This is a genomic window from Vibrio chagasii (assembly GCF_002954585.1).
GTDB lineage: Bacteria > Pseudomonadota > Gammaproteobacteria > Enterobacterales > Vibrionaceae > Vibrio > Vibrio chagasii_A.
In genome coordinates, this window is the sequence record NZ_MSCI01000002.1 from 1,472,191 (window position 1) to 1,495,456 (window position 23,266).

Consider the following 23,266-nt stretch of genomic DNA (forward strand, 5'->3'; position numbering starts at 1 on the left):
GCTCTCAGCTCTCAGCTCTCAGCTCTCAAGATTGAGCATTTAAATATTGGTAATATGGACGAGACACGAACTGATCTCGTCCATTTTTTTTGCAACATACAAACACTCATCGGCCACTTTAATCAATGAGTCTAACGCCGGCATTCGTTCATTCCTTGTTTCACCAGAACTTAATTCGAAATGGCAAGCACCAATAGAGATAGTAATAGGCTTTCGATCAAGAGTAATCTTCTTCACTTCCTCAAGCAGCGTCGCAAGCTTATCCTCAACCGTGTTGACTGGCGTACTCGGGTACCAAATCACAAACTCTTCGCCACCAAAGCGAGCAACAAACTCTCCTTCTTGAGCATTACTACTCAACACATTAGCCACTTTCTTTAGTACAACATCGCCCATTTGATGACCAAAACTGTCGTTCACTGACTTAAAGAAATCAATATCAACCACGGCTAACGTTCCCTTACCTAAAGATCCTTTAAGTTGCTTTACCTGACCGTTAAGTGTTTTAAACAGAAAGCGTCTATTGGGTAGATGTGTCAGTGGGTCATAGAGCGCTTGATACTCAAGCTTTTCATTTAATTCTTGTAGTTTTCTCTCTTGCTGCCTGCGAACGAGTTCAACCTCGATCCATGACGCCATTAACTTCATCACGTCAATATCGAACTCTTTAAACTCTCGGTAATAAGGGTTACCACTCGAAAAGTTAAGCGTGCCGTAAAGTTCATCATCGACAAAGATAGGAATACCGATATAAGACTCGAGACCAAAGGATTGGTAAGCAGGGTGTCGCGCGTAAGTGTTATGCTCACCACAGTGCTCTATGCAGATAGGTCCACTCGAGCTGCATGTGATCTCGCAATAAGTCGAGCGGTAATCGAACATATCACCACTTTTCAGGTCAACGCCTTCAGGTGTGACACAGTGCTCCACAAGGTAAGTATTACCGTCCACTTTTGACAAGATACCAATATCCAAATCAAAACGTTCGAGCCCCATAGCGAGTAGTTGGGCAATCTGACTATCGAATCCTTTTCGATAGTCATTGGTAATTTGAGACAAGCGGCGTATAACAATTTCGCTTTCACTAGCTTGGTGCATAACGATATCCCACTGCTGCCTAAGTGAGCGACAACATTAATATTTCTAATATAAACAAGAGTAAAAAGTAGAAAATCATAATAATCAATTGATTTGTATGCAAAATACCTCATTGGTCCAATGAATAAAAGTCGAGTTCTTCGACTTTGCGTTAGCACCCTATTCTTACCTTTGTTAAAATGGTCCATTAACGAAACAGAATGGATAGGAATATGAACCTTTCTCAACTAAACCAAGAAATCTACGATCACCTTTACCGCGACATTGAAGAGTTCCGCAGTACTTTTGATCTGCCTGTTGCGGCTCCTGAAACAATGGATGAAAAAGGCGATACGCTACATACCTCTCTAGCGATCGAAGAGCTGACAGAATTGGCAGAAGCTGACTCTAAAATCGAACAAGCGGACGCTATTGTAGACAGCGTTTATGTTTTGATGGGACGTTTGGTTCACCTTGGTCAATCTAAAGTAGAAGACAACCTAGCGATCAGCTACCTGATCGATCTTCTGTTGAACGTTGCTAAAAACCGCTCAATCGACTTCTTACCTTGCTGGGATGAAGTACATTCAAGCAACATGAGTAAAGTATGTCGTAACGAGACAGAATACGCAGAGACTGAAGCTTTCTATGCTGAACAGAACATTAAACTAATGGCGGTTCAAAAAGGTGAATACATCATCGCTAAATGTGCGGAAGATTTCGTATCTGAAGGTAAAACAGTTCGCCAAGGTAAAGTTCTGAAATCAGTGCATTACCGCCCAGCAAACCTTGAGCCACTAACGGCTTAAGTGCATCAAATATTGGCTTTTAAGTAAGCAGCCAACTGAAATAGCAAACGCCACGTTATAACAACGTGGCGTTTTATTATCTATTAATCGAACCTAGACGTTATACCAGTCGCGCCATATGGTAAACCGCCACATATTCGCCATTTCTGAATGCAAACCCTGCTGACTCCCCTTCAATCACGAAGCCAAACTTCTTATATAGGCTGATCGCTCGTTCGTTATCGGTATAGACGGTGAGTTCCAGTCGTTTGATGTTAATCCAGTTATCACATAAGTCGATTGCCGTTGCGAGTAATTGGCTACCTACACCTCTGCCTAACACATCGTCTTTAACACCCATACCAAAAGAAGCGACATGACGCCTTCTTGGATTTACACACACTTCTAAACCTAGGTTGCCAACAATTTCTCCGTCCAATAACGCGACATAAGAGTACACATTATCTGGAACATTTGAGATTCGTTTTTGCCAAGTTTCCAGAGATGGATTTGGGAGTTGCAGCGTACAAGTATAAGCATTAGTGCATTCGTAAACTTCTTTTATTCCCTTTGCATCTGACGGTTCAGAGCGTCTCACTACAATACTCATCGCAACTCCTACTGTTATTATTCTTTGCTAAATCTGAAGTACACTTTTTATGTGCACCTAGACACACTATCAAATAGTGAATATTTAACAATAGGTCAGATGAAATTGTTTCAAATTATATAATTAGCAAGTGGAAGGGAAATAGTATTTGGACGAAGGCGTGTTAACAGTATGGTTTTATTTGTAGTGGCTAACGGAAGAGTTGCCGATGGAGAGAGTAAGGAATAGGTTATTATATTGATGTGATATGGACACAAAGATATGTGCCCATATTGTTAAACTAGCTCTCTTGATTAGTCACGCTCACATTGAACTTGGAGCACTTTAAGGTCGGTTGCATTTAGCTTCTCGGCTAGTGCTGCGCCTTCTTCATTACATTGCTCAAGAGTCGTAAATTGAGTATTAATTTCCATTTCAGCCGTGCTGTCAGCGCCACCCATCATTAAGCTTAGAAGTAGTGTTAGTTCGTACATTCGTTAATCCTCTTTCGAGCTTTCGAAGCATCCATTCGAATTAGATAACGTGACTAGATTCAGCCCTAGTTCACTTGTTTCGTTTGAGATAATTCTAGTCATTCACTCGGTTCGAGTCTTACCATTTTATGCCACTCACTTATAAAGCAGCAAAGCCATGATTTAGGTGTAAAAAAGACCAGAGCATTACGCCTCTGGTCTTTTTATGATTCAAACGTCAATCAGTGCTCTGTTTCTGAGTCACTTTTCTCTAAGCTAATGGCGTTCAAAACAGCAAATGCAGAAGCCAAGAATAGACCTAAGATCCAAACAAAATACCACATGGAAAACCCCTTAATACAGTGAATGACCATTACGTTCGACATACTCGCTATCGAGTCGTCCAAACATGGTTCGGTAGCTAAAAGCCGTGTAGCACAGAATGATGGGCACCATCACAAACGCTACGCCTGTCATGATGTTCAAGGTCAGTTCACTCGATGTTGAATCCCAAAGAGTTAAACTATGGCTTGGATTCACACTAGACGGAATGATGAAAGGGAACATCGTAAAGCCCGCCGTTAATACAATGCACGCATTAGTAAAACTAGAGCTGATGAAAGCCAACGCATCCCACTTTAATCTCGCGCTAACCAACGCCAATAACGGAGTTAACACGCTGCCAATCGGTGCAAACCACATCCAAGGGTAAGTCTCAAAGTTGGTTAGCCAAGCACCAGCTTCGGCTATCGCCAGTTTATTCAACGGGTTTGAAACAGCGCTATGGTTCAATTCGTTGACAATTAAATAACCATCAATTTGGCTTATCGCTAAGCCGCCAATGACCATAAGACTGGCCACAAACGCTGCACTTACCTGCGCCACCAATCTTGCCTTCTTGTATAGCGCATCTGTCGTTTTCATCATCAGCCAAACACTGCCCTGTAACAACGCCATCAATAACCCAACGAAGCCACACAACAGAGCAAACGGATTAAGCAAATCAACAAACGATCCGTGGTACTCAACCATAAGCAAGCTATTGAGCGAGAAAGGAAGTCCTTGCATTAAATTGCCAAACGCGACACCAAATAAAATCGGCGGAAAGAAACCTGAAAACGCAATCGCTAAATCACAGACTTTTCGCCATTGGTCGTTGTCTATCTTGGCTCGGTACTCAAGAGCCAAAGGACGCAGCCACAATGAGATAAGTGCTAAGTACATCGCCACATATAAGCTTGAAAAGGATGTCGCATACACTAACGGCCAAGCCGCGAACAAAGCACCACCTGCGGTAATTAGCCACACTTGGTTGCCGTCCCAATGGGGTGCGATGGAGTTAATCATCACGCGCCTTTCAGAGTTGGTTTTACCGATGACCGGCAATAACGCTCCTACTCCCATATCGAAGCCATCGGTGATCATAAAACCAATCAGCAACACACCGATTAGCACCCACCAAATTAAACGTAATGTGTCATATTCGAACATGAGTCAGTCACCTTATTGTTGAACTTGTTGTGCCAATTTGGCTTCAAGTGATGTTGTTGTTTGTTCATAGTGATAGCGCCCTGTTTTCAAACTGCTCGGCCCTTTTCTAGCTACAGTTATCATCAAATAGCTTTCTACGATAATGAACACGGTGTAGAGACTAAGAATGAGCGCGAGGGACGTAAGCAGGTTTTCAACGGTTTGCGAAGATGCAGCTACGGTTACAGGAAGAATTTCACCAACCGCCCAAGGCTGACGACCATACTCAGCAACAAACCAACCGGCTTCGATTGCCGCCCAAGGTAGCGGGATTGACCATAGTGCCGCCTTCAATAACCAAGGCTTTTGAGTGATGTTTTTACGGTAGGTTTGTAAGAAAGCCGCGCCAAAGACAAACAACATAATGAAGCCACAGCCCACCATGATTCGGAATGACCAGAACAGTGGCCACACCGTTGGTATTGAATCGTCAGCTGCTTGTTGAATTTGCTGTTCAGTAGCATCAGTCACGGTGTCTGTGTATCGCTTAAGCAATAGGCCATAGCCGAGGTCGTGCTTGGTTTGATCGAAAGCTTGTTCTGTCTCATGTGAGGTGTCACCCGCTCGCAAACGTTCGAGAAGTTCATAGGCGATAATGCCGTTTCGAATACGGACTAGATGTTGCTCTCGTAAGTCATGCAGGCCTGTCACTTGTTCATCCAAAGATCGCGTTGCAATAATCCCCATCACATATGGAATTTTCACTGCGAAATCTGTTTTACCCTCCTCTTGGTTCGGTAAACCAAACAAGGTAAAAGCTGCAGGTGCGGGTTCGGTGTGCCACTCAGCTTCAATCGCCGCAAGTTTCACTTTTTGAACGTCACCCAGTTCATAACCAGACTCGTCACCCAATACAATAACCGAAATAATCGCAGCCATGCCGAAAGACGCGGCCACAGCAAAAGAACGCTTTGCAAACGCTATGTCTCGACCTTTCAATAAGTAGTAAGAACTCACTCCTAGGATAAACATTGCACCACAGGTGTAAGCAGAAGCGACCGTGTGTAAGAACTTAACCTGAGCCACAGGGTTGAGCACTACTTCAGCAAAGCTGGTCATTTCCATACGCATGGTTTGGTAATTGAACTCGGAGCCAATCGGGTTTTGCATCCACCCGTTAGCAACCAGAATCCAAAGTGCAGAGAAGCTTGAGCCTAGTGCCACCAGCCAAGTCACAACAAGGTGTTGGCGTTTAGATAGCCTTTCCCAACCGAAGAAGAAGAGTCCAACAAAGGTGGACTCTAGGAAGAATGCGACAAGGGCTTCAATAGCGAGAGGAGCACCAAAGATGTCGCCGACATAGTGAGAATAATAAGACCAGTTGGTGCCGAACTGGAACTCCATGGTTAAGCCAGTAGTGACACCCAAGGCGAAGTTAATACCAAACAGTTTGCCCCAAAAGCGAGTCATATCCTGATAGATTTGCTTACCGGTAAGCACATAGATCGACTCCATGATCGCCAGTAAGCAAGACATACCAATAGTTAACGGGACGAAGAGAAAGTGGAACATAGCGGTTAGCGCAAACTGTAACCGCGACAATTCAACTACATCAAACATTTAAGCTCCAAACATCATAATGATGGCTTTCATATTAAGAATTGGAGCGTATTTCAGCACAGTTCTAACGAACCAAACTAGAACAGATAAGTCGTTAAAAAACAGAACAGATTGTTTGTACAGTCAATAAATGACTCGCTTTAGTAAACCAGTCGGTAATTAAGCTAACGGTTTAAGTTTGAGATTCCATGGCTCTGACTAGGTTGCCTAGCGTTTGAATAGCATTAGCGATTTTATCGTCACAAGCGTATGAACAATTCAGGCGAATGTGATGGGAAAACTGTTTGTCACTACTGAAGATGATGCCCGGCGCGACAGAGATGTTGTGTTCAAGAGCTCGCTCATAAAGCTTCTCAACACAAACAGAGTGAGGCAATTCTACCCAAAGGAAGTAACCGCCTTGGCTTTTATGAATCAGAGCACTCTTAGGCAGACTGGATTCGAGCAGGGCTATATGCGCCTTCTTCCTTTCATTCAGTAGCTTACGCAGCTTTTTAAGGTGATTGTCATAGCTATAAAACGTTAGATAGTGAGACAAACCAAGCTGAATAGGAATGCTGCTTGAGAGTGTCGATAAGTGCTGCAATCGTTGAATCTTCAGCGCTTGTTTACCTGCCACGACCCAACCAATTCGAAAGCCCGGTGACAATGACTTTGAAAAAGAACCACAAAGCATAATCTGTTCGCCTGTATCATAGGCTTTGGCGGGCAATGATGTTTGGTTACCAACGTGAAGTTCACGATACACATCGTCTTCGATCATCGGGATCTTGTGTTTATTCACCAACTCAGCCAGTCGTTGCTTGCTGTTGTCTCTCATCGAATAACCGACTGGGTTTTGTGATTCAGTCATGAACCAACACGCTTTGATATCCATCGACGCGAACACCGACTCCAACACATCTAAATCTATACCAGTTTCAGGGTCTGTTGGTATCTCTACCGCTGTAAGGTTAAGCCTTTCAATGGTCTGCAAAACGCCATAAAACGCAGGGTACTCAATAGCGACCAAGTCACCCGGCTCCGTGCAAGATTGCAAACAGAGGTTAAGTGCTTCCATCGCACCAGAGGTAATCACGATATCATCCGGCAATACATTTAAACCTTGCATTTGGTAACGCTGAGTAATTTGTCTACGGAGTGTTTCACTGCCCGGAGGTAAATTGGTGAGCATGCTGTTATCTGGCATTTGGCGGCTGGCATTGGCTAAACTGCGCGACAATGCTTGATGCGGAAACAAGGCAGGATCTGGAAATGCGGAACTAAGCGGAATGATGCTAGGGTCTTTGGCTCGTTGAAGGACATCGTAAAGCAAATCGCTTATCTTAACGGGATACGGCTTGATGGCTTTGTGTTGCGTGTTTTCTGAAGTGAATACATTCCTGCGAGGTAACACAAAATAGCCGGACTTAGGCTTTGAGCGCACATAGCCTTGGTCTTCAAGCTGTTGATACGCTTGCAACACCGTTTCAATACTGAGTTTGTAACGCTTACACGCATCTCGAATTGATGGGATCTTCTCACCACTTAACCAGATGTTTTGCTCTATCTGATTTTTGATTGTATTGGCGAGTATCTGTGATTTTTTCATCAATAAATTCTTTTCTAGCTAATGCACTTAAAGATTACCAAACTCTGGATATTCGAGATATGCAGACATTCAAGGTAAACCAAAGCCCTACCCTAAACTCAATTACCTCTGTGGTCGACTTGTTTATCTCACCCATATAAGAAAAGGCACCACACTCATCAATCGAGTGTGGTACCTTAATTCTGAGCTACTTAGTCTAGATTAACTAGCTTACTAGTTAGCTGGACGCCAAACGCCCCATTTGTCGTTTTCGTAAGTCGCTTTCGGGTTTTCACCACCCTGAATCCACCACTGCGCTTTCCAGGACTGGTTAGAGTAAGTCACAATTTCACCACCAAGGTAAACCTTAGATGAATCCCATGTGCCCGGGTTTGGTGTAGGCTCTGGAGTCGGATCTGGATCCGGCGTTGGATCTGGGTCAGGTGTTACACCACCATCTTCAGCAATCACTTCAAATGTGAAGGTTTCAACACTCTCACTTTCAATAGAGCTAGCAATGAAAGACAAGGTTTCGTTCGCTGTGATCGCCGTAGTATCAACCACGATTGAAGCCGTACCATTGTTTTGAATGCTTACTGCAGAACCTTGTGTTTGCGTAAGGTTTGCGGCTTCACTTGTTGCAATCACAACTTTGTCGCCCGCATTAACGACATTGTCACTCTTAACAAGTTCGTAAATATCGCCTTTCAACGGCTCAACACCGCCTTCACCACCTTCAATAAGCGTTAATTGACCTGAAGCACGACTATCTTTTGAATTAAAGAAATTACGAGACGGATCGTTTTGGAAGTACATGTAGTGCTGCATTTCAGCATGCCAGTCACCGATGAAGATCGCACCGTCTTTGAACTCTTCATGCCAACCGTTAATTTCAGAAGCTAGCAGACGAGCCCAATCGTTCACATTGCTCGCATCAATCACAATGTCGAAGCTACGTGCGATTTCACCATACTTGTTGATGATGTCATACTGAACTGTGTCGCCAATTTCTGGTGTACCGAACTGATCAGACACAAACAGGTCGCCACGTACTAGATCTGGTTGCGGAGTAGGATCTGGCGGAGGAGTTGTACCTCCAGTAATGGTGATGTCTGAACAGTTGTAGAAGCCTTCACCTGCCGAATCATTACGCTGCCAGCGCACAAATAAAATTGCATCGCCAGAGCGGTCCGAAGGAATGGTTACATTGATGCGGTATTTACCACCATTTACAGGGACGTTGCCCTCTTCTTGGATAAGATCTAAGTCACCCCACGCTAGGCCTTTGCTCAAGTCTGCATTTGGTTTGGTTAGGTAAAACTCCCAAAATGAAGGGTTGTGCGGTGCCGTCGCGTTGAATACATATTCAAACGTACCAGTGCTTAGCTCGGTACGAGTCCAACCCGTGTGAGGTGCGCCCATACCACGCTTTTGCGAATCATTGGCGTAACATAACGTGCCGTCAGGAATCGCTGCTTTTACAGCATTGATGTTGTTGAAATCCTGAATATTTTTTGCATATTCGTTACGCTGAACAAAGGGATATGAGCCAGAAATTTCTTTAGCTTGAGCACAGGCTGCGTTTGGTGGCGTGCCCGACCAAATGCCACCTTGCTCGTAACACGTGTTCTGACGTGCACTTGGAAACTCAGACCAACCATGAGCATTTGCCACCGACGGCACACTCGATAGTAAAGCCATACCTACTGCTGCTTTAAGAAGATTATGATTTATTGTTGTCACTTTCCCACTCTCTATTATTTTATCCTAAACAATGCCAATGACTGCCGACCAATTAGGATTGTAGTTCAAGGATTTATAGTTTTCGTTTAAAGAACAACGAAAAATATATACGTCAATTTTATCAATAACAGTGAGTTTTATATCGATAGGAATCGGAATCACACAACTCAAACAAAAGCGTTGTAGATAGATGATGTTGCTTCTAATTATTGGATCTCAGTATCCTGTCTTGATTGTAGAAACAATATTCAAAGTGAAGAAAAAAGCGGCTTAGCGAGTAAGCCGCTTTGAGGTTCTCATAGTCAAAAGGGAATTAAATCAGCTAGATGAGTGAGATCTTAGTCCAACTTCTTCCATTGCTGTCTCACTAAATTTGTAAAGTCGACATGGTCAAGGTGCTGGCCGTTAGAATTGATAGGCCATAAGAAGCACAATGCTTATACTTCAGCACCCCGTTAATCAAATTATCTAATAGGAACTAAAGTAACGCTACGATACCAGCAACCTCCAAAGCTTCCATTGCTGCTTCAGAAAATTCTTCTGCAGTCATCCCTGCTTGGTAGGAACTATGAATGGCAGTAGTTGCAGCCTGACTTACGTCTTCTACGACTGAACTCCAACCAACACCTGCGAGGCTTGTTGAGTTGTAGATGAACGGCAGACTATCAACGATAGACTGTTCAAAACCGTTGGTAACCGCAAACCTGGCAACAAATTCGCCTACTCCCATAAGACCAGCATCGCCAGCTTCAAACTCACTAGCACTGTGAAGAATAATCACAGATTCATGCTCCGCTACAACTGCATTTGCTTCATCAGTACCAACAATGACACTAATACTATTCACATGCTGACTGATCCCTGGGATAGCGTCTTCTTCCCTCAATAAGTACGAATCTAACTGCCTAACAAAACTTGCAGCAGCTTCTTGAGAGTCAAACTTGATGACAGTTTGTTCTTCTATAGGCGCGATATCTGAAACCGTTTTTGTGATGTATGTCGCGCTCTCATCAAATGGGAGCTGATTGGCTGGCAAACCAGTGTGGAGTTCTTTAAATCCCATATCAGTCATAAAGTTAAGATCGGACTCTGAAATCTGATTCTCAAAATATTCAGCGCCATACTCTCGAGTAGGGAAGGTTAAATAATTTTCTAAAGCTTGCTTACCACCATTTCCTTGCAGGATCTCATACATATCATCGAAAGACGCATTTAGTTTCATAGCATCAGTACCAGGACCAACTGTAGTTGCAGAATATCCAAGAGCTTGGAATACATCTTGAAAAACACCTTTGCGAGCCAGATAAACTGTCGTCCCAGCAAGCGCAGCAACGCTAACGCCAGCAGTGGCGATAACCGCAACCTTACCTGGCTGAAGGCCTTTATCTGCTGTCACATCATCATAAACCATTATGTTAGAGAGCATTGTTGGTGATGTCTGCTGACCACTGTTCGTTCTAGCAAGATTTGTAAAACTTAAGATAGTTTGTTCTTGCGTCGCTACAAACTGCAGTTCAACCTTTTCCCAATGATTTCGGCCGTTTTCGTTGTTATCCCACGGTGCATCTACAACCCCATAAACGCCCCCAGACCAAAACTCTTCTTGAATTAAAGGGTGCGCTTTAGTGATTAGCGTATCCTCCCCCCCAATGGACACACGTGTATTTAGTGGTTGATATGTATAAGAGAGTCCGGGATGCTTAACAAATTCACCGGTGATGTCAAAAGAAAGCGTATAGCGCTGCCCAGGTACGGTTTGAAGTATCGTTTTAATTGTTGCTTGACTATGAGGTTTGCCGACAATAAGTGTAAACCCCCCCGAAGGCGCCATTGCACTATCCAGGTGTGCCAATTGTCCAAATGGCTCAATCGGACTAACACAGGTAGAGTCAAGTGCCTCCAAACACCACTCCTCAACTTTCCCGCCCAATATAGCGAACCTTGGGTTCAACACTAACTGATGTTTTAAATAATATTGTATTGATTCAGCTACCTCTTGTTTTACTGCATCACGGTTAACACGGTTTTCATCATAAAAAGGATTATTCTTATCAATAATTTCAATTTGATTTAAGTAAGACTTAGATAAAGTATCTAACTTATTTCTAGGACCATTATTTAACACGAAGTTGAAAGTTAATTCAGATTCTCTAGAAAGCTGACTATTGGCTTTAAACTTATGTTCATGTGAACTGTTGAGTGTAGGAAAGGTATTGTGATCAGCAAATGCAGAATACTGGACCATGGCTAATGATATGCCCAGTGCTAGCTTCTTTATAGTAATATTCATATGTTTTCTCAGTATTTGATTAATTGGATTGATTACAGTGCAAACACAAATTAAAAGTATTTATGCTAATAAGGGTTGTTTTTAACGAATAAATCATTACAAAAAAACAACCCAAACACCCAAAGGCATACAAGGAACATATGCAACACAAACATCACATGAATAAATCAATATAGCGAGGTAATAATTTTATTTTATGATAAAATAACTGCCACCTTGATTTTTTATGCATCCAAATAGCTTTGAAGTAAAACAATTGTTATCAAACACAGACTGTTGTTAACATTAAAATTTCGAGAAATAGTATATAAAAGAGAATAAGATTGGGTAAAAATCGGCGATAAACCCTCACGCGGAAATAAAACAAGTTAGAAGTGGCGACAAACTGGCGACGATTTTATCTTTGAGAGACGGCAAGAAATGGAGAAAAAAAGCCCACTTTCAGAATGGGAGAAAGTGGGCAAAGTATAGGGGTATGATGAAATTAAAAATAAGCACGAAATTATACGCACTCTAACTCATACAGACAACAGCATTTCAAGAGCTGCAGAATGTTTTTTGAAAAATGAAATTAATTGGTTGCTCTAAACTGTGATACCAGCTGCCCCTGTGAATCTAAGTTTCGAACTAAGCCTTCACACTCATCGCGGGTCTCCGATGCTAAAGTATTAGTCTCAGCAGTTAATTCGCTGATCGACTGTACATTTGTGTTCATTTCTTCTGTTACACACGCCATTTCTTCTATCGCTGTAGCTATTTGAGCATTGCGATCAGAAATATCGTTCACCTGATGAATAAGAGCATTAAGCTTTTCACCAGATAGCTCTGCACTGCTTACACACACTTCAGAAAGTTGATTACCTTCCGCCATAACTTGAACGGCTTTCTGAGTACTCGATTGGATAAGTGAGATAACACTTTGAATCTCTTGTGTTGATACTTGGCTTCGTTGCGCAAGTGTACGTACCTCATCAGCGACAACAGCAAAACCTCGTCCCTGCTCTCCAGCTCGTGCAGCTTCAATTGCAGCATTTAGCGCTAGTAAATTAGTTTGCTCAGCAATACTTTGGATAACTGTCAGTGCCACATCTATTGTTTTTCCATGCTCATCTAACTGAGTAATAACATCTGAAGCTTCATTTAATTGATTCGATAGCATTGTTATTGAATCAACTGTTTCTTTTACAGATTGCACACCTTCATTCGCGGCCAGGTTCGCTTGCTCAGTCACTTCAGAGGCACTTTGCGCATTCTGGGCAATCTCGTTTGCAGTGGCATGCATTTCATTAATAGCCGCGGCCATCTGGTCTGTTTCTGAGGCTTGATTAGAGAGGTTATTTGCTGTCGTATCACAGTTGTTAGAAGATGACTGAGCAGCAGAACTGATTTGTTCGTTAGAATCTTGTATTCGCCCAACAACAGCGTTCAACTCTGATTGACGCATTTTTAGAGCTAACTGTATTTCTGAGATATCATCGACATGTTGATTATAAACAAGCTCCATCAAAGGATTATCAAACACTTTACGTGCTTCTTCTGTTAATGACTCCAAGCGGCGAGTCAACAAATAAATACTAGTAATGGAAGCTATCATCAAAAGCCATATTCCCACTCCTTGATACAAAAACTGCTCAACAGCTGCTGCAATCACTGATAGCGGTATAATAGAGACCGCTGCTCGTTGCCACAAACGACTACGTACACCTTTTAGCTTACGAGGCGTTCGTCCCGCCTTTATCTGTTTGTAAATTTTTTCTGCGTTTTCCACATGCTTACGGCTTGGAACTAGACGTGCCGATTGATATTCGACAGTCTTACCGCCTTCGATAATTGGGGAAGCAAAAGCATCGACCCAATAATAGTCGCCATTTTTACATCTATTTTTAACTATACCCATCCAAGACTTGCCCGACTTGAGGTGTTCCCACATATCTTTGAAAGCCTCAGAGGGCATGTCAGGATGGCGAACCATATTATGTGGGTTCCCTACGAGCTCTTCTTGAGTGTACCCAGCAACTTCACAAAACTCCTTACTTGCATAAGTAATATGACTACTTGGCTTCGTGATGGATAGAAGATTATAACTGGCTGGGTATGTGATCTCTTTTTGTTTGTAACTCTGAGCTGCCATGATTATCCTTATGGTTAATAAGTATATTAATAGCGATTATCTACACACTTATTTACAAAAATCAACATGACATTAGAGCAAACGTATGTTGGTCACAAAGCGTGTTGAAAGCTATAACGTCACAAAAGCTATAACTTCAATTTGTGGTTTAACTTACACCTCATCGCACTTGATAACTCCCCGCAGAGCTGCCGCCTGTGACTTCCACTTGGGCATTCTGAGTAATTTCGTCCACCACTGCGTTGGCAATGGCTTCTGCCATCTTACCTGCCATAGCAAATTCGCCATCAAGCACAAAACCCTGGGCCTTAAGCTCGCTTTCCAATTTCTGTTTCAGTGATGCTTTACTTATTGTCATGATTACTTCCCTGCATAAACGGTGGTTGATACATCAACATGCGGTTTACCCATAAACGGGCAAATGCTCGCGCCAGTGCACACGCCTTTTCCGCCATTGAACTTGATGGTGTCGGCCTCTTCGGTGATGTCCTTAGCTTTGATGGCTCTATTGCCTTCGACGGTTTCAGTGTGGTCACCGTCTATCTCTACAATTCGATCTTCGAGCACTTTGATTTGTTGAGTGAGGCATTCAATCTTATCGGCTTGGTCTGTCTTTCGCTCAAAGTTGCCTCCCTGGTCGACTAATTGATACACGCCTTTTCGCTGTTGATAGCGGCTTTCCCCTTCTTTGATGCCTGGTAGCTTGAATCCCAGTGGCAGCACGCAACGAATGAAGGGCTTATCCGGTTGACCGAACATAAAGCCGAGTTCAACAATACTGCCGATAGCCGGTGGCTCTAAACGACCAGCATGGTCACCGAGACCAGGAACGGGAAGCGGCACGGCCTGCAGTGGTGATTTATCTTCATACTCCATGCCTTTTTCATCGAGTAGCTGAACATCTACCGCGTAATGTGGGTAAAAGCGATCGGATAAATCGCCCTCTTCAGGCAGCTCTCGCAGTGCTACGACCTTCCCCCAACGGGGTAAGTGCCATCGCCCTGTGAATTCAGGGAACAGTCTCAAGATGATTCGCTTGATGGTGTTCACATCCATGTCAGCTTGGCCTCCGTCCCTTCAAACTCAACGCCCACTAATCGAAGCCCGTTTACCAACACACCAGGCTTGAGCTTTGGTATAGCCGGCACCTTTACTGATTTGTTAGCCGTGTGGTTGGTCATCAGTGCATTGGGCAACGTGATGGGTTTGTCTACCCAGAATGAATTAGCCCAGCTGCCGATGTATATTTGGCCATTGCTCTGCTGCTGCCAAAACAAGTCATCAATGCTAAATGCCTGGGCTAGCTCATCGATGACACGATAACCATTGCCATCGCTATAAAAACAAGGAATGGCCGTTTGGCTGTAAGCTTTCTCTGGTACCACAAATTGCAGCCCCGTTTTATTGGTGACTTCGCTCAGTAGCTGCATCAGTGTTGGGTGACGCAAAATGATATTGAGCGGCTGATAGAGAAGAGCCGCGAGCTCACGACAGAACACGGTTGACCACCCTTTTTCAGAAGGTTGTACGCGCTCGATATAACCAAGAAAGACGCGCGTTACGTCATCCCCCCACCCTAAATCAATCGCAATGAGCGTATTGGGCTCTGGGTTTCCTTCAACCGACAGCTCACATCGACCCGGCGTATTGTGACTGAAAACGATGCGGTGACTTTTGACTTTGGTTTTATGCATGCCCACATACGCACGGCAAAGAAACTTATTGTTGATGGTCATAGTTAACCCTCGTTTACGCCAGTGCGTTATCCACGCTTTTCAGCACTTTCATCACGCCTGTCAGTTCCACTTGTGTATCGGGTGGCACGTCTTCGGTTTGTCCAGTTTCAACCGGCGTCTTTACCCCCTGCACCTTTTGCTGCGCGGCAGGCTTATCCGGTTGACGCTGCTCGACTCGCTCTGGCACCGAGAGGTGTTCAACCAGCTCAAACGACACGCTCCACTGGCGGTGAGCTTCTTGCTCATCGGCGCGCACGACGCCTTGGAATTTCACCTGACGAATCTTTAAAGCTTCAGCGGTTTGGTTACTGATACGGTAGATTTGGCGCGCATCGTTATCTTGGGCTTCCGCCATGCTGAACAAGTGGGTTAATAGCTGGCTTTTGGTAAAAGGGATGACCCCTTTCACCGTGAGTATTTTACCCTTGCTGCCCATTTCCGCTTGGTCGGTGGCCGAGGTTTGGCCGGACATGTCTTGTCCGGCCAATTGCTGACGAACGCCAATGCGCAGGTTTTTTAATGGGAGCTGGGCGCCGTTAAGAATGAGTAACGTTATCTACTCCTCAGACGCATTGTCACCGCTCGGTAGAGGGTAGCGCGCTTTTATCTCTTCTACTTTACGCTTCCAAAGCGCTTCAGACTCTGGGGTGCCGTCAAATTGCCATTCCATAAACAATGGGTCTGACTCTCTTCGATACGCGGCTTTGCGTTTGTTCATCACCTCTTCAAGCTGTTGTTTCTCTTTCTCGGCAGAGAGACAAGCCATGGTCTCTTCTTCCGTGAGTCCAAGCTCCATTAAAATGAGCGGCTCACTTGGCACGTTAATGAGCACTTCACCGGTGGGTAACGTTAATTCTGATATCATGACCTATCCCTTACGATTTTGGTTCATACAAATTGAACAAGTACGGTTTGAATGACTCTTCAGTTATTGAAATAGAAACAAACGAGGCTCTGTACCTTGTAAATCAAGATATCAAGAGCGCTGTCTCTGGAAAGTATTTAGTAGATATCGACGGGCATTTGTCTATCAATCACGTCCAGCGGTTACCAGGTAAAAAACTAGCTGTCGCATTTGGTGACACTACGATGGAAGTGACTGAAGAAGATATAAAGATTGTCGGGCGAGTCGCAGTAGTACTAAAGACAATATAAAGTTACCGCTTTGTATGAGACATCACTCGAATCTAAACAGTTAGTGGATTTTGTCCACGGACAGTTCAGATGTGATGGTGACTCATTCGGGGGAAGGTACTAGTAACACCAACGCTTGCTAAACTAAAAAGGCTGCCTTCTGGCAGCCTTTTTCATATGTATTAGATTCCGCTAAGAAGCTTTTGGACAAAATTAAGCCCGAAAGAACCTATTGTGCATCAAGTCCTTCCCTTACATATCGTCATTCTTTCGTAATAAACATTGCGAAAGCAATCTAAAGCTTTATAGCTTTAGTTGCAATCATTGTTGGTAAATAGTTTTCAATAATAAATCGCGGGGTTGGGTGTTCGTCTTCATAAAAACCAGCAATTACAAAACCGGAATTAATTTGTTCTCCGATTTGCTCTGTTAAAGTATGTCCAAAGACAATGGCCTGTCCTGTAGATAGCTTTTCTTCATATTCATTTTGGGTAAGACTAGTTTTATCAGAATACGGTATCGCATATTTAGGTTTTATGAGCCCTTGCTCTTCTAGCTTTTTATTCCTTTCGAAAATGAATAATACAGGGTTATAAAAACTAGTTAATAAAACCCCCTTCGTTTTAAGGACTCGGTAACATTCATTCCAAAGGTCTTTGAGATCAGGGATATACAAATTTGATATTGGAGAAATGATAAAATCAAATGTCTGCTCTTCGAAGATACTAAGGTCTCTCATATCTCCTTGAATAGTGGTAATGTTCAGTTCGTCTCGTTTAGCGACGAATTTATCTTTATTGAGCTGTTCTCGAGAGAGGTCATATACCGTAACTATTGCACCTGCTGCCGCGAGAACAGGAGCCTGTTGACCACCTGCAGAGGCTAAACACAAGATTTTTTTGCCCTCTATACATTTCGGAAGCCAACTTTCGGTTAATGGTTGCTTTGTAATATGAACGGACCAGTTTCCCAACTTGGCTTGCTCAATTACTTCTTGCGACACAGGTTTTGACCAATCCGCTTCAGCTAGCGCGAATTTATCCCAAACTAAACTATTGTGATTTATGATATCTGTACTTATCTTGGGCATAAAGCCTCCTATTAATTAGGAAGATAGACGTAGAACTCAGTTCAATATGAACTTTTAAATCTTAAGCTGATTCTTTAATTTGTAGATATGAAAGATAGACTACGCCTACTGATCCTGTAAATCCGATGATTAAATGGATGAAACAGAATTAGTTGTTCATTGGCGTATATCCTTTAATGGAAGAGGTATTTTCTATGCATCCTATACCGAAATATGACAATGTCAACTTCTAAGAAACGTGATTACCTTGAACTGATTTCAGTGGTTTAAAACGATATAGCTTAAACTCAGACAAGATATGTTGAGATAGGTTTAACTTGAATAGGGGCAAAGACGTGTTTGCCGAGAGCGGCATCAGCACATCTTTGGACAATTTCTAGTCGAGTTTTTTCTAACTTAGCAAGGTGTGAATTAACTTAAGTACTGTAACTCGCTTAAGCGCGTAGTCAGTATCTACGCAGCAGATCGCTTTGCTGACAGCCCTAAAAATTATTTGGTTTAGCAGTACGAAAACTTTCTCGTTGTGAAAGTTTTCGTACTGCCCTACTCCATTTACGACCCACTTCAAATTATGAGCAAGTAAATATCTGGAATCTAGACAATGTGCAACTAAGCTTATAATCACTCCTGGGCTGACACACTGGCCGCAATCTTCGCCACCTTTCATGAGGTGGCTTTTTTTCCAGGTAAACCTAAAGCAATGTTCTAACGGGGAACGCCAAGGCGCTCCTGTGTCGGATTTGGGCGATGGATAACTATTCGTTCGTCCCTCACGAAAGTTCACCACACTCAAATCAGATTAATGACCTCATATTTCATCCAACTCTGAAACAGGGCAAATACCCTGCATAATTGATTCCCTTTCGAGTGGCTTCAACATTACTACTTTAGATAGTTGCGCTTTACAAAATTTGCACTAACATCACATATGCACTCACTTGCAATACCTAAATCAGTAGGACTACTTGGCCACCTCTTGAGGTGGCATTTTTTTACCTTAAATTTGGGGGGTATATATGAAGCGCTCTCTCACAACGTGCACATTAGCAATCGCATGTATCACGACTCCTAGGGTAGCTTGAACAGCCATAATTTACGAAACTGGCGCGCCGCCGTTGACCTCTAGCTTGTTCCCCAAATAGACCTCACGAAGGTTTAATTACTACCAAACACCTCTTTGGGCATTTTCAAGCTAGAAAGTATCACGGTTAAAAATTCAACCTTAGAAGCTTTTGGACAGAACTTTGTCAGTGACTTTGCTAAATAGGCAAATTACAAGTACGGCAAAGTTTTTTAGTGAAGAGCTAGTGCTATGAGTAACATCGCACCATATAAGTATTGGCTGGGTTCGTGTTAAGGGCCATTACGTAAAGTCGCATTGTCTTGTCAAACACTACAAACACTTAAAGCGTATTGTTGCCTTGGGATAATTTCCCAAAATAAATGGCCCCTGATTTTCGTGGGTGTCTATTACTTCTAATTCTTTATCTAGGCTTTTACAAAAATTATTAGCTTGTTCTAATAACTCCTGCAATAGCGGCTCACTACCTGACGGGAAAGCCCCCTCCTGTCTAGACATTACATACTGGTCTTTTCCTGATGGGGTAGGACCTGTTGTCGTTGTTGAGCACCCAGCTAGAGCAAGTAACGATAACCCCAAAAAAATTTCTTTCATTGCAAAAACTTACGCCTTATAAATTAATAAAAACTATAGAAAAATTTAGTATATTGAGAATCATACCCTAGCGTTGGAGGACAACAATAAATTTAAACAGAAATATGCCATTTCAACCCATGCTTACGCCATCAAAAGCTAAAGTTTGTTCATTTTGAGGCGCATTGCCACCAGAAACACTATCAAAATGACAAAGTCGCTTGGTAATTAAGGTACGAGAGAATCGCTTAGTGATCACAAGCTAAGAAGTGCCATCTGTGAAGGTTATGGACAAAAATGTGCCAGCGCTTTCTCTAAATTCGCAAACTACCAATAACTACAGGTATGGCAAATAGTAAAATTAACGTGAAGGACGCACAACTTACTCATATATCGGCTAAGGCTTGTTCAACATTTGGGATTTTACGTTTGCTACGCAACGCTTAACCCTTATCTATTAGGTTTTGTTTTTTATGCCATATAATTTTGCAAAATCTGGATCTATCCAGCTAGAAACTACCTGACCTTCGGATAGCTCAATACATCTAGGCTCCATACAACTTTCCTCAAACTCTTGTAGTGATGCACTAAGAAAAGTTCTACCCGATGTTTCGTGATCCCAAAAAAAGACTCCCTGGGTATTTAGTATGAAGTAGTTACCGCATTCATCTTCGGCAATTACACTTACATCAGATAACTCGCTGGGTGTAGTCGCTTTCGTTTTCCGAATAACTCCATACTCACAACCTGAAGAGTCGATGAAGATCTTTCCAAACATAAATATTACCTCTAGAGCCCTAACGTCCGCCTTAACAGGCTAAAATTAGCGACGAAGGAGCGCAAGCCATGGGTTTTACGCCCTTGCCATTATTAACTTATTAGATGAATTTGCCACATTTTTAAATGGCGGTCTTCTTCTAAGTCATAAAATTCGTTGTCTAGTTCTTCCCAAGAAGAGGATGCTATATTTTCAATTTTTCGTAATTGCTCCCAGCGCTTTTCTTGGTCTGATTCTGGTTTAGAGTTAGGAAAGAATGATATAGCTTTTTGCACAATTCTTGCGGTTTCTATTGCTCCCAACTTAACTAGGTATTCAACGGAACAAGATGAGAAGTCACCAGAAGAATTATAAAAGAACTGGTCAAAGCCACCGTTGTAAACTTCACGTTCGATGTCATTAACTACGCAAAACATTTTTTCTATTTCGGTCAATGATTCCCAACCAGTAGTATGAGCTTTTGACGTTGCATCAATTCCTACTTCTAATGCCCATTCATCGTAGTCCACTGAACTTTCCTATTCATATAACATTCTTAATAACAGGCCGGCTCATTTTCCCGCCAGCCTTACTTAAAACAAACCGACCATAACCCATTAAATTCAAATAATATATATCAAACTTTCATTTCACCGTCACATAAAAACGAGCCACTTTCCATATTCAATTTAATAAACTGTATAGATACATAGAAAAAAAGTAAAGATGGTACATAAATTAGATATTAGATTTTGTAGGTAAAACGAACGCCTCTAAAATGTGTAGATTATTTAGTCTAACTAGTTTTGGGGCACAACTGAGTTAAGAAGTGCCAACTATGAAGGTTCTGGACAGAACTGAGTCAGTTCTATTACTAAATTAGAATATAACGAATTAGCCTAAGTATGGAAAAGTAACGCAGCCATAAACGGCGAGCGCGTTTTTTGCGAGTCCAGCCCCCGAAGGGGGCGTTGTTTAATGGCCTTGTTATAAGCCTAATAGGTCCGTATCTTGCCAAACATCAACGTAATCCTCAGCTAGTAGAAATCTATAACCGGGAGGTAAAGCTAAGTACGGCTCGACTTGGGGAAGATATTCATTGATATGACTTACATGCAAAGGTTTAAAGAAATCCGGAGCATCAGCCATCTCCTCGCCGCACCAAAGGTACCAACCACATGTGCCATTCTCGGCTTCATGCCTTAAACCATTTATCGGGAGTTTTCCTATAGTTTGAATGGCGATACCCAATTTTTCGCTCTCTTCGCAGGGTATATATTCCGCTTCAAATTTTGAGCAAATTTCTCGCTGATTACTCATAAACTCCCTTTGGCTTATAACGCTTGCCGTAAACGGCACAAAATAGCAGGCTAAAATTAGCGACGAAGGAGCACAAGCCTGCTATTTTGTGTCCTTTGTTTAACGGCCTTGTTATGTACCGGCTTCTCTGACTTCACAATTCATTATTGAAAATTGAGATATCAAATCGAAAGCTGATTTAGATACAAGCAACAGATTTTCTGAATTTAGCGAGAAATCTTTAGAGTAGTCACCATCAATTTTAAGCCACTTAAAAGATGGTAGTTCTGTATTTGGATATAGCTCTTCAAAATCTGAAGATTTCGATATAATCACATCCAATATTTCTACCCCTGAAAGACCCGAGTCCTTAATCTTATTAGCCAACGTTTCAGTGACTATAAAGCAAGGAAAGGACTCTAAGAGTTCATCTCCAAGCCAACCATCAAATTCATAATGCAAACTTGAAACTCGAGGGGGGAATTGCGAGTTATCCATCACGGTTTTTTCGCCTAGTCCTCCAGCGACTTCTGGTTCTAATTCAAATCTCATGACTTTCCATAGCTACATAACGAATGACATGGATTCCCCCTACCGAGGATCTGCCACACTTATGTGGTACTTAATTGCACCGGAGGCACCATGTCTAATTATTCTTATTTCTGCGGTATCGACCTAGCCAAAAACCACTTTAGTCTTCATGCCGTAGACCAAAACGGTAAGGTCATACTTCATAAGTCAGTAACTCGCTCTAAACTGCTGACTACAATAGCAAATATGCCACTCATGCGTATAGGCGTTGAAGCGTGTTGTGGTGCACATTATTGGGCAAGAACACTCAATAAACTGGGTCACGACGCACGTATTATGGCCGTTAAATACGTAGTTCCTTATCGAACTAAGGGAAAGAACGACCTTAATGATGCTGCTGCCATATGCGAAGCTGTTCAGCGCCCATCAACTCGCTTTGTGCCCGTAAAATCCCCCGAGCAACAAGCCATCCTATCGATACATAGAATGAGAGAACATTGGGTTCGTGAACGCACCGCGCTTATGAATCGCATGCTTGCCCTGCTTTCTGAATTCGGATTAATCATTCCTGTTGGTCGCTCTTCATTGATGAAACAGGTTCCCTTAATGCTCGAAGATGCAGAAAATGAACTGCCACACCTCGCAAGAACGGTGATAGCCGATGCTTATCATCACCTTGACGAACTCAATCAACGTATCGCCGATACTGAGCAAGTCTTCGATTCTTTTGCTAAGGTCAGCACTAATGTTCAACGAGTGATGAAGGTTCGGGGCATTGGTCCTCAGACCGCGACTGCGATACTCGCTTCGATAGGCAATGGCACTCAATTTGATAAAAGCCGTGATTTTTCTGCATGGCTAGGCTTAGTACCAAAGCAATATTCCACAGGAGGAAAGCCTCGTTTAGGCCGGATAACCAAACACGGCGACAAATACTTACGAACATTATTAGTTCACGGCGCAAGGACCATGATTGCCAACCTTGGCGACAAGCAAGATAAGTTAAGTCAGTGGTGTCGCGGCGTTCTAGAACGAAGAGGAATGAACCGAGCTATAGTGGCACTTGCCGCGAAGAACGCACGAATTATATGGTCGCTTTTACACAATCAAACAGAATATGAAAACTATGCTGCTTAAGTAAAAACTTAAGCAGCATAAAGAGTTAAACCCACCGGGTCATTGCAGACGCTAATGATGGAGATAGGTTAAGACCACTTGCGGAGAGCCTGTTAATGCGGCGGACACACTAGATGTCATCTAACGAATAAGGCACCGCAGTCGCGCAAAGTCATCAGGGCCACGACGTATGCGAAT

At 42.8% G+C, this 23,266-nt stretch carries 23 protein-coding genes and 1 pseudogene; 3 read left to right on the top strand and 21 right to left on the bottom strand.

Annotated elements, in window-relative coordinates:
• Positions 1 to 25: 25 nt before the first annotated feature.
• Positions 26 to 1,098 (bottom strand): annotated as a pseudogene (locus BTO10_RS14920) (sensor domain-containing diguanylate cyclase).
• 212 nt (positions 1,099 to 1,310) lie between these two features.
• Here BTO10_RS14920 and BTO10_RS14925 point away from each other — a divergent pair.
• Positions 1,311 to 1,886 carry a nucleoside triphosphate pyrophosphohydrolase family protein gene (locus BTO10_RS14925; protein ID WP_008217561.1) on the top strand — a complete coding sequence of 192 codons (576 nt, stop codon included), beginning with the start codon at positions 1,311 to 1,313 and terminating at the stop codon, positions 1,884 to 1,886.
• Positions 1,887 to 1,986: 100 nt separating this feature from the next.
• Here the strand turns inward: BTO10_RS14925 and BTO10_RS14930 are convergent, their stop codons facing one another.
• From BTO10_RS14930 to BTO10_RS14995, 14 genes are all read right to left on the bottom strand, one after another.
• Positions 1,987 to 2,475: a GNAT family N-acetyltransferase gene (locus BTO10_RS14930; RefSeq protein WP_105025046.1), complete on the bottom strand. Its 489-nt coding sequence runs from the start codon at positions 2,473 to 2,475 to the stop codon at positions 1,987 to 1,989.
• Between the two features lie 293 nt (positions 2,476 to 2,768).
• On the bottom strand, positions 2,769 to 2,948 hold the full coding sequence (locus BTO10_RS14935; RefSeq protein ID WP_004741638.1) for a hypothetical protein: 180 nt from the start codon (positions 2,946 to 2,948) through the stop codon (positions 2,769 to 2,771).
• 221 nt (positions 2,949 to 3,169) lie between these two features.
• Positions 3,170 to 3,271 carry a cytochrome bd-I oxidase subunit CydX gene (gene cydX, locus BTO10_RS14940; RefSeq protein ID WP_004741637.1) on the bottom strand — a complete coding sequence of 34 codons (102 nt, stop codon included), beginning with the start codon at positions 3,269 to 3,271 and terminating at the stop codon, positions 3,170 to 3,172.
• 10 nt (positions 3,272 to 3,281) lie between these two features.
• Positions 3,282 to 4,418: a cytochrome d ubiquinol oxidase subunit II gene (gene cydB, locus BTO10_RS14945; RefSeq protein ID WP_105025047.1), complete on the bottom strand. Its 1,137-nt coding sequence runs from the start codon at positions 4,416 to 4,418 to the stop codon at positions 3,282 to 3,284.
• Between the two features lie 12 nt (positions 4,419 to 4,430).
• Positions 4,431 to 6,017, bottom strand: coding sequence for a cytochrome ubiquinol oxidase subunit I (locus tag BTO10_RS14950; RefSeq protein WP_105025048.1), 1,587 nt, complete (start codon positions 6,015 to 6,017; stop codon positions 4,431 to 4,433).
• Positions 6,018 to 6,189: 172 nt separating this feature from the next.
• The gene (locus BTO10_RS14955) at positions 6,190 to 7,608 is read right to left on the bottom strand and encodes an aminotransferase-like domain-containing protein (protein ID WP_181143985.1); all 1,419 of its coding nucleotides are present in this window, start codon (positions 7,606 to 7,608) and stop codon (positions 6,190 to 6,192) included.
• Between the two features lie 213 nt (positions 7,609 to 7,821).
• Positions 7,822 to 9,288, bottom strand: a complete 1,467-nt coding sequence (locus BTO10_RS14960; protein ID WP_105025050.1) for a lytic polysaccharide monooxygenase — start codon at positions 9,286 to 9,288, stop codon at positions 7,822 to 7,824.
• Between the two features lie 520 nt (positions 9,289 to 9,808).
• Positions 9,809 to 11,620: a hypothetical protein gene (locus BTO10_RS14965; RefSeq protein ID WP_258098771.1), complete on the bottom strand. Its 1,812-nt coding sequence runs from the start codon at positions 11,618 to 11,620 to the stop codon at positions 9,809 to 9,811.
• A gap of 571 nt (positions 11,621 to 12,191) precedes the next feature.
• On the bottom strand, positions 12,192 to 13,751 hold the full coding sequence (locus tag BTO10_RS14970) for a methyl-accepting chemotaxis protein (RefSeq protein ID WP_105025051.1): 1,560 nt from the start codon (positions 13,749 to 13,751) through the stop codon (positions 12,192 to 12,194).
• A 160-nt stretch (positions 13,752 to 13,911) separates the two neighbouring features.
• Entirely contained in the window at positions 13,912 to 14,109 is a 198-nt protein-coding gene (locus BTO10_RS14975; protein ID WP_105025052.1) for a hypothetical protein, read from the bottom strand.
• A gap of 2 nt (positions 14,110 to 14,111) precedes the next feature.
• A complete protein-coding gene (locus BTO10_RS14980; protein ID WP_105025053.1) occupies positions 14,112 to 14,807 on the bottom strand; it encodes a hypothetical protein in 696 nt (231 codons plus the stop codon).
• Entirely contained in the window at positions 14,798 to 15,487 is a 690-nt protein-coding gene (locus BTO10_RS14985; protein WP_105025054.1) for a hypothetical protein, read from the bottom strand. Before BTO10_RS14985 ends, BTO10_RS14980 begins: the two co-directional genes overlap by 10 nt.
• A gap of 13 nt (positions 15,488 to 15,500) precedes the next feature.
• A complete protein-coding gene (locus BTO10_RS14990) occupies positions 15,501 to 16,043 on the bottom strand; it encodes a baseplate complex protein (protein ID WP_105025055.1) in 543 nt (180 codons plus the stop codon).
• Complete coding sequence (locus BTO10_RS14995; protein ID WP_105025056.1) at positions 16,044 to 16,352, bottom strand: hypothetical protein; 309 nt, start codon at positions 16,350 to 16,352, stop codon at positions 16,044 to 16,046.
• 32 nt (positions 16,353 to 16,384) lie between these two features.
• Between BTO10_RS14995 and BTO10_RS15000 the strand changes: the two genes are divergently transcribed.
• Positions 16,385 to 16,642 carry a bacteriocin gene (locus tag BTO10_RS15000; RefSeq protein ID WP_004741852.1) on the top strand — a complete coding sequence of 86 codons (258 nt, stop codon included), beginning with the start codon at positions 16,385 to 16,387 and terminating at the stop codon, positions 16,640 to 16,642.
• A 274-nt stretch (positions 16,643 to 16,916) separates the two neighbouring features.
• Here the strand turns inward: BTO10_RS15000 and BTO10_RS15005 are convergent, their stop codons facing one another.
• From BTO10_RS15005 to BTO10_RS15035, 6 genes are all read right to left on the bottom strand, one after another.
• Positions 16,917 to 17,711, bottom strand: coding sequence for a class I SAM-dependent methyltransferase (locus tag BTO10_RS15005; protein WP_105025057.1), 795 nt, complete (start codon positions 17,709 to 17,711; stop codon positions 16,917 to 16,919).
• Positions 17,712 to 19,104: 1,393 nt separating this feature from the next.
• Positions 19,105 to 19,386 carry a hypothetical protein gene (locus tag BTO10_RS15015; protein WP_105025059.1) on the bottom strand — a complete coding sequence of 94 codons (282 nt, stop codon included), beginning with the start codon at positions 19,384 to 19,386 and terminating at the stop codon, positions 19,105 to 19,107.
• Positions 19,387 to 19,822: 436 nt separating this feature from the next.
• Entirely contained in the window at positions 19,823 to 20,143 is a 321-nt protein-coding gene (locus tag BTO10_RS15020; RefSeq protein WP_105025060.1) for an SMI1/KNR4 family protein, read from the bottom strand.
• Positions 20,144 to 20,235: 92 nt separating this feature from the next.
• Positions 20,236 to 20,652: a DMP19 family protein gene (locus BTO10_RS15025; RefSeq protein ID WP_105025061.1), complete on the bottom strand. Its 417-nt coding sequence runs from the start codon at positions 20,650 to 20,652 to the stop codon at positions 20,236 to 20,238.
• A gap of 457 nt (positions 20,653 to 21,109) precedes the next feature.
• The gene (locus BTO10_RS15030) at positions 21,110 to 21,442 is read right to left on the bottom strand and encodes an immunity protein Imm33 domain-containing protein (protein WP_105025062.1); all 333 of its coding nucleotides are present in this window, start codon (positions 21,440 to 21,442) and stop codon (positions 21,110 to 21,112) included.
• A gap of 111 nt (positions 21,443 to 21,553) precedes the next feature.
• Positions 21,554 to 21,973, bottom strand: a complete 420-nt coding sequence (locus BTO10_RS15035; protein ID WP_105025063.1) for a hypothetical protein — start codon at positions 21,971 to 21,973, stop codon at positions 21,554 to 21,556.
• 90 nt (positions 21,974 to 22,063) lie between these two features.
• On the opposite strand from BTO10_RS15035, the gene BTO10_RS15040 reads away from it, so the two are divergent.
• The gene (locus tag BTO10_RS15040; protein WP_105025064.1) at positions 22,064 to 23,089 is read left to right on the top strand and encodes an IS110 family transposase; all 1,026 of its coding nucleotides are present in this window, start codon (positions 22,064 to 22,066) and stop codon (positions 23,087 to 23,089) included.
• Positions 23,090 to 23,266 lie beyond the last annotated feature (177 nt).

Bases quoted from the DNA above. Each gene is read 5' to 3' on its own strand.
- BTO10_RS14970 (WP_105025051.1), bottom strand. From the start codon at position 13,751: ATGGCAGCTCAGAGTTACAAACAAAAAGAGATCACATACCCAGCCAGT.
- BTO10_RS14965 (WP_258098771.1), bottom strand. From the start codon at position 11,620: ATGAATATTACTATAAAGAAGCTAGCACTGGGCATATCATTAGCCATG.
- cydB (WP_105025047.1), bottom strand. From the start codon at position 4,418: ATGTTCGAATATGACACATTACGTTTAATTTGGTGGGTGCTAATCGGT.
- BTO10_RS14975 (WP_105025052.1), bottom strand. From the start codon at position 14,109: ATGACAATAAGTAAAGCATCACTGAAACAGAAATTGGAAAGCGAGCTT.
- BTO10_RS15015 (WP_105025059.1), bottom strand. From the start codon at position 19,386: ATGAAAGAAATTTTTTTGGGGTTATCGTTACTTGCTCTAGCTGGGTGC.
- BTO10_RS14960 (WP_105025050.1), bottom strand. From the start codon at position 9,288: ATGGCTTTACTATCGAGTGTGCCGTCGGTGGCAAATGCTCATGGTTGG.
- BTO10_RS14985 (WP_105025054.1), bottom strand. From the start codon at position 15,487: ATGACCATCAACAATAAGTTTCTTTGCCGTGCGTATGTGGGCATGCAT.
- BTO10_RS15030 (WP_105025062.1), bottom strand. From the start codon at position 21,442: ATGAGTAATCAGCGAGAAATTTGCTCAAAATTTGAAGCGGAATATATA.
- BTO10_RS14995 (WP_105025056.1), bottom strand. From the start codon at position 16,352: ATGATATCAGAATTAACGTTACCCACCGGTGAAGTGCTCATTAACGTG.
- BTO10_RS14950 (WP_105025048.1), bottom strand. From the start codon at position 6,017: ATGTTTGATGTAGTTGAATTGTCGCGGTTACAGTTTGCGCTAACCGCT.
- BTO10_RS14980 (WP_105025053.1), bottom strand. From the start codon at position 14,807: ATGGATGTGAACACCATCAAGCGAATCATCTTGAGACTGTTCCCTGAA.
- BTO10_RS15005 (WP_105025057.1), bottom strand. From the start codon at position 17,711: ATGCCCAAGATAAGTACAGATATCATAAATCACAATAGTTTAGTTTGG.
- BTO10_RS14930 (WP_105025046.1), bottom strand. From the start codon at position 2,475: ATGAGTATTGTAGTGAGACGCTCTGAACCGTCAGATGCAAAGGGAATA.
- BTO10_RS15035 (WP_105025063.1), bottom strand. From the start codon at position 21,973: ATGAGATTTGAATTAGAACCAGAAGTCGCTGGAGGACTAGGCGAAAAA.
- cydX (WP_004741637.1), bottom strand. From the start codon at position 3,271: ATGTGGTATTTTGTTTGGATCTTAGGTCTATTCTTGGCTTCTGCATTT.
- BTO10_RS14955 (WP_181143985.1), bottom strand. From the start codon at position 7,608: ATGAAAAAATCACAGATACTCGCCAATACAATCAAAAATCAGATAGAG.
- BTO10_RS14935 (WP_004741638.1), bottom strand. From the start codon at position 2,948: ATGTACGAACTAACACTACTTCTAAGCTTAATGATGGGTGGCGCTGAC.
- BTO10_RS15040 (WP_105025064.1), top strand. From the start codon at position 22,064: ATGTCTAATTATTCTTATTTCTGCGGTATCGACCTAGCCAAAAACCAC.
- BTO10_RS15020 (WP_105025060.1), bottom strand. From the start codon at position 20,143: ATGTTTGGAAAGATCTTCATCGACTCTTCAGGTTGTGAGTATGGAGTT.
- BTO10_RS14925 (WP_008217561.1), top strand. From the start codon at position 1,311: ATGAACCTTTCTCAACTAAACCAAGAAATCTACGATCACCTTTACCGC.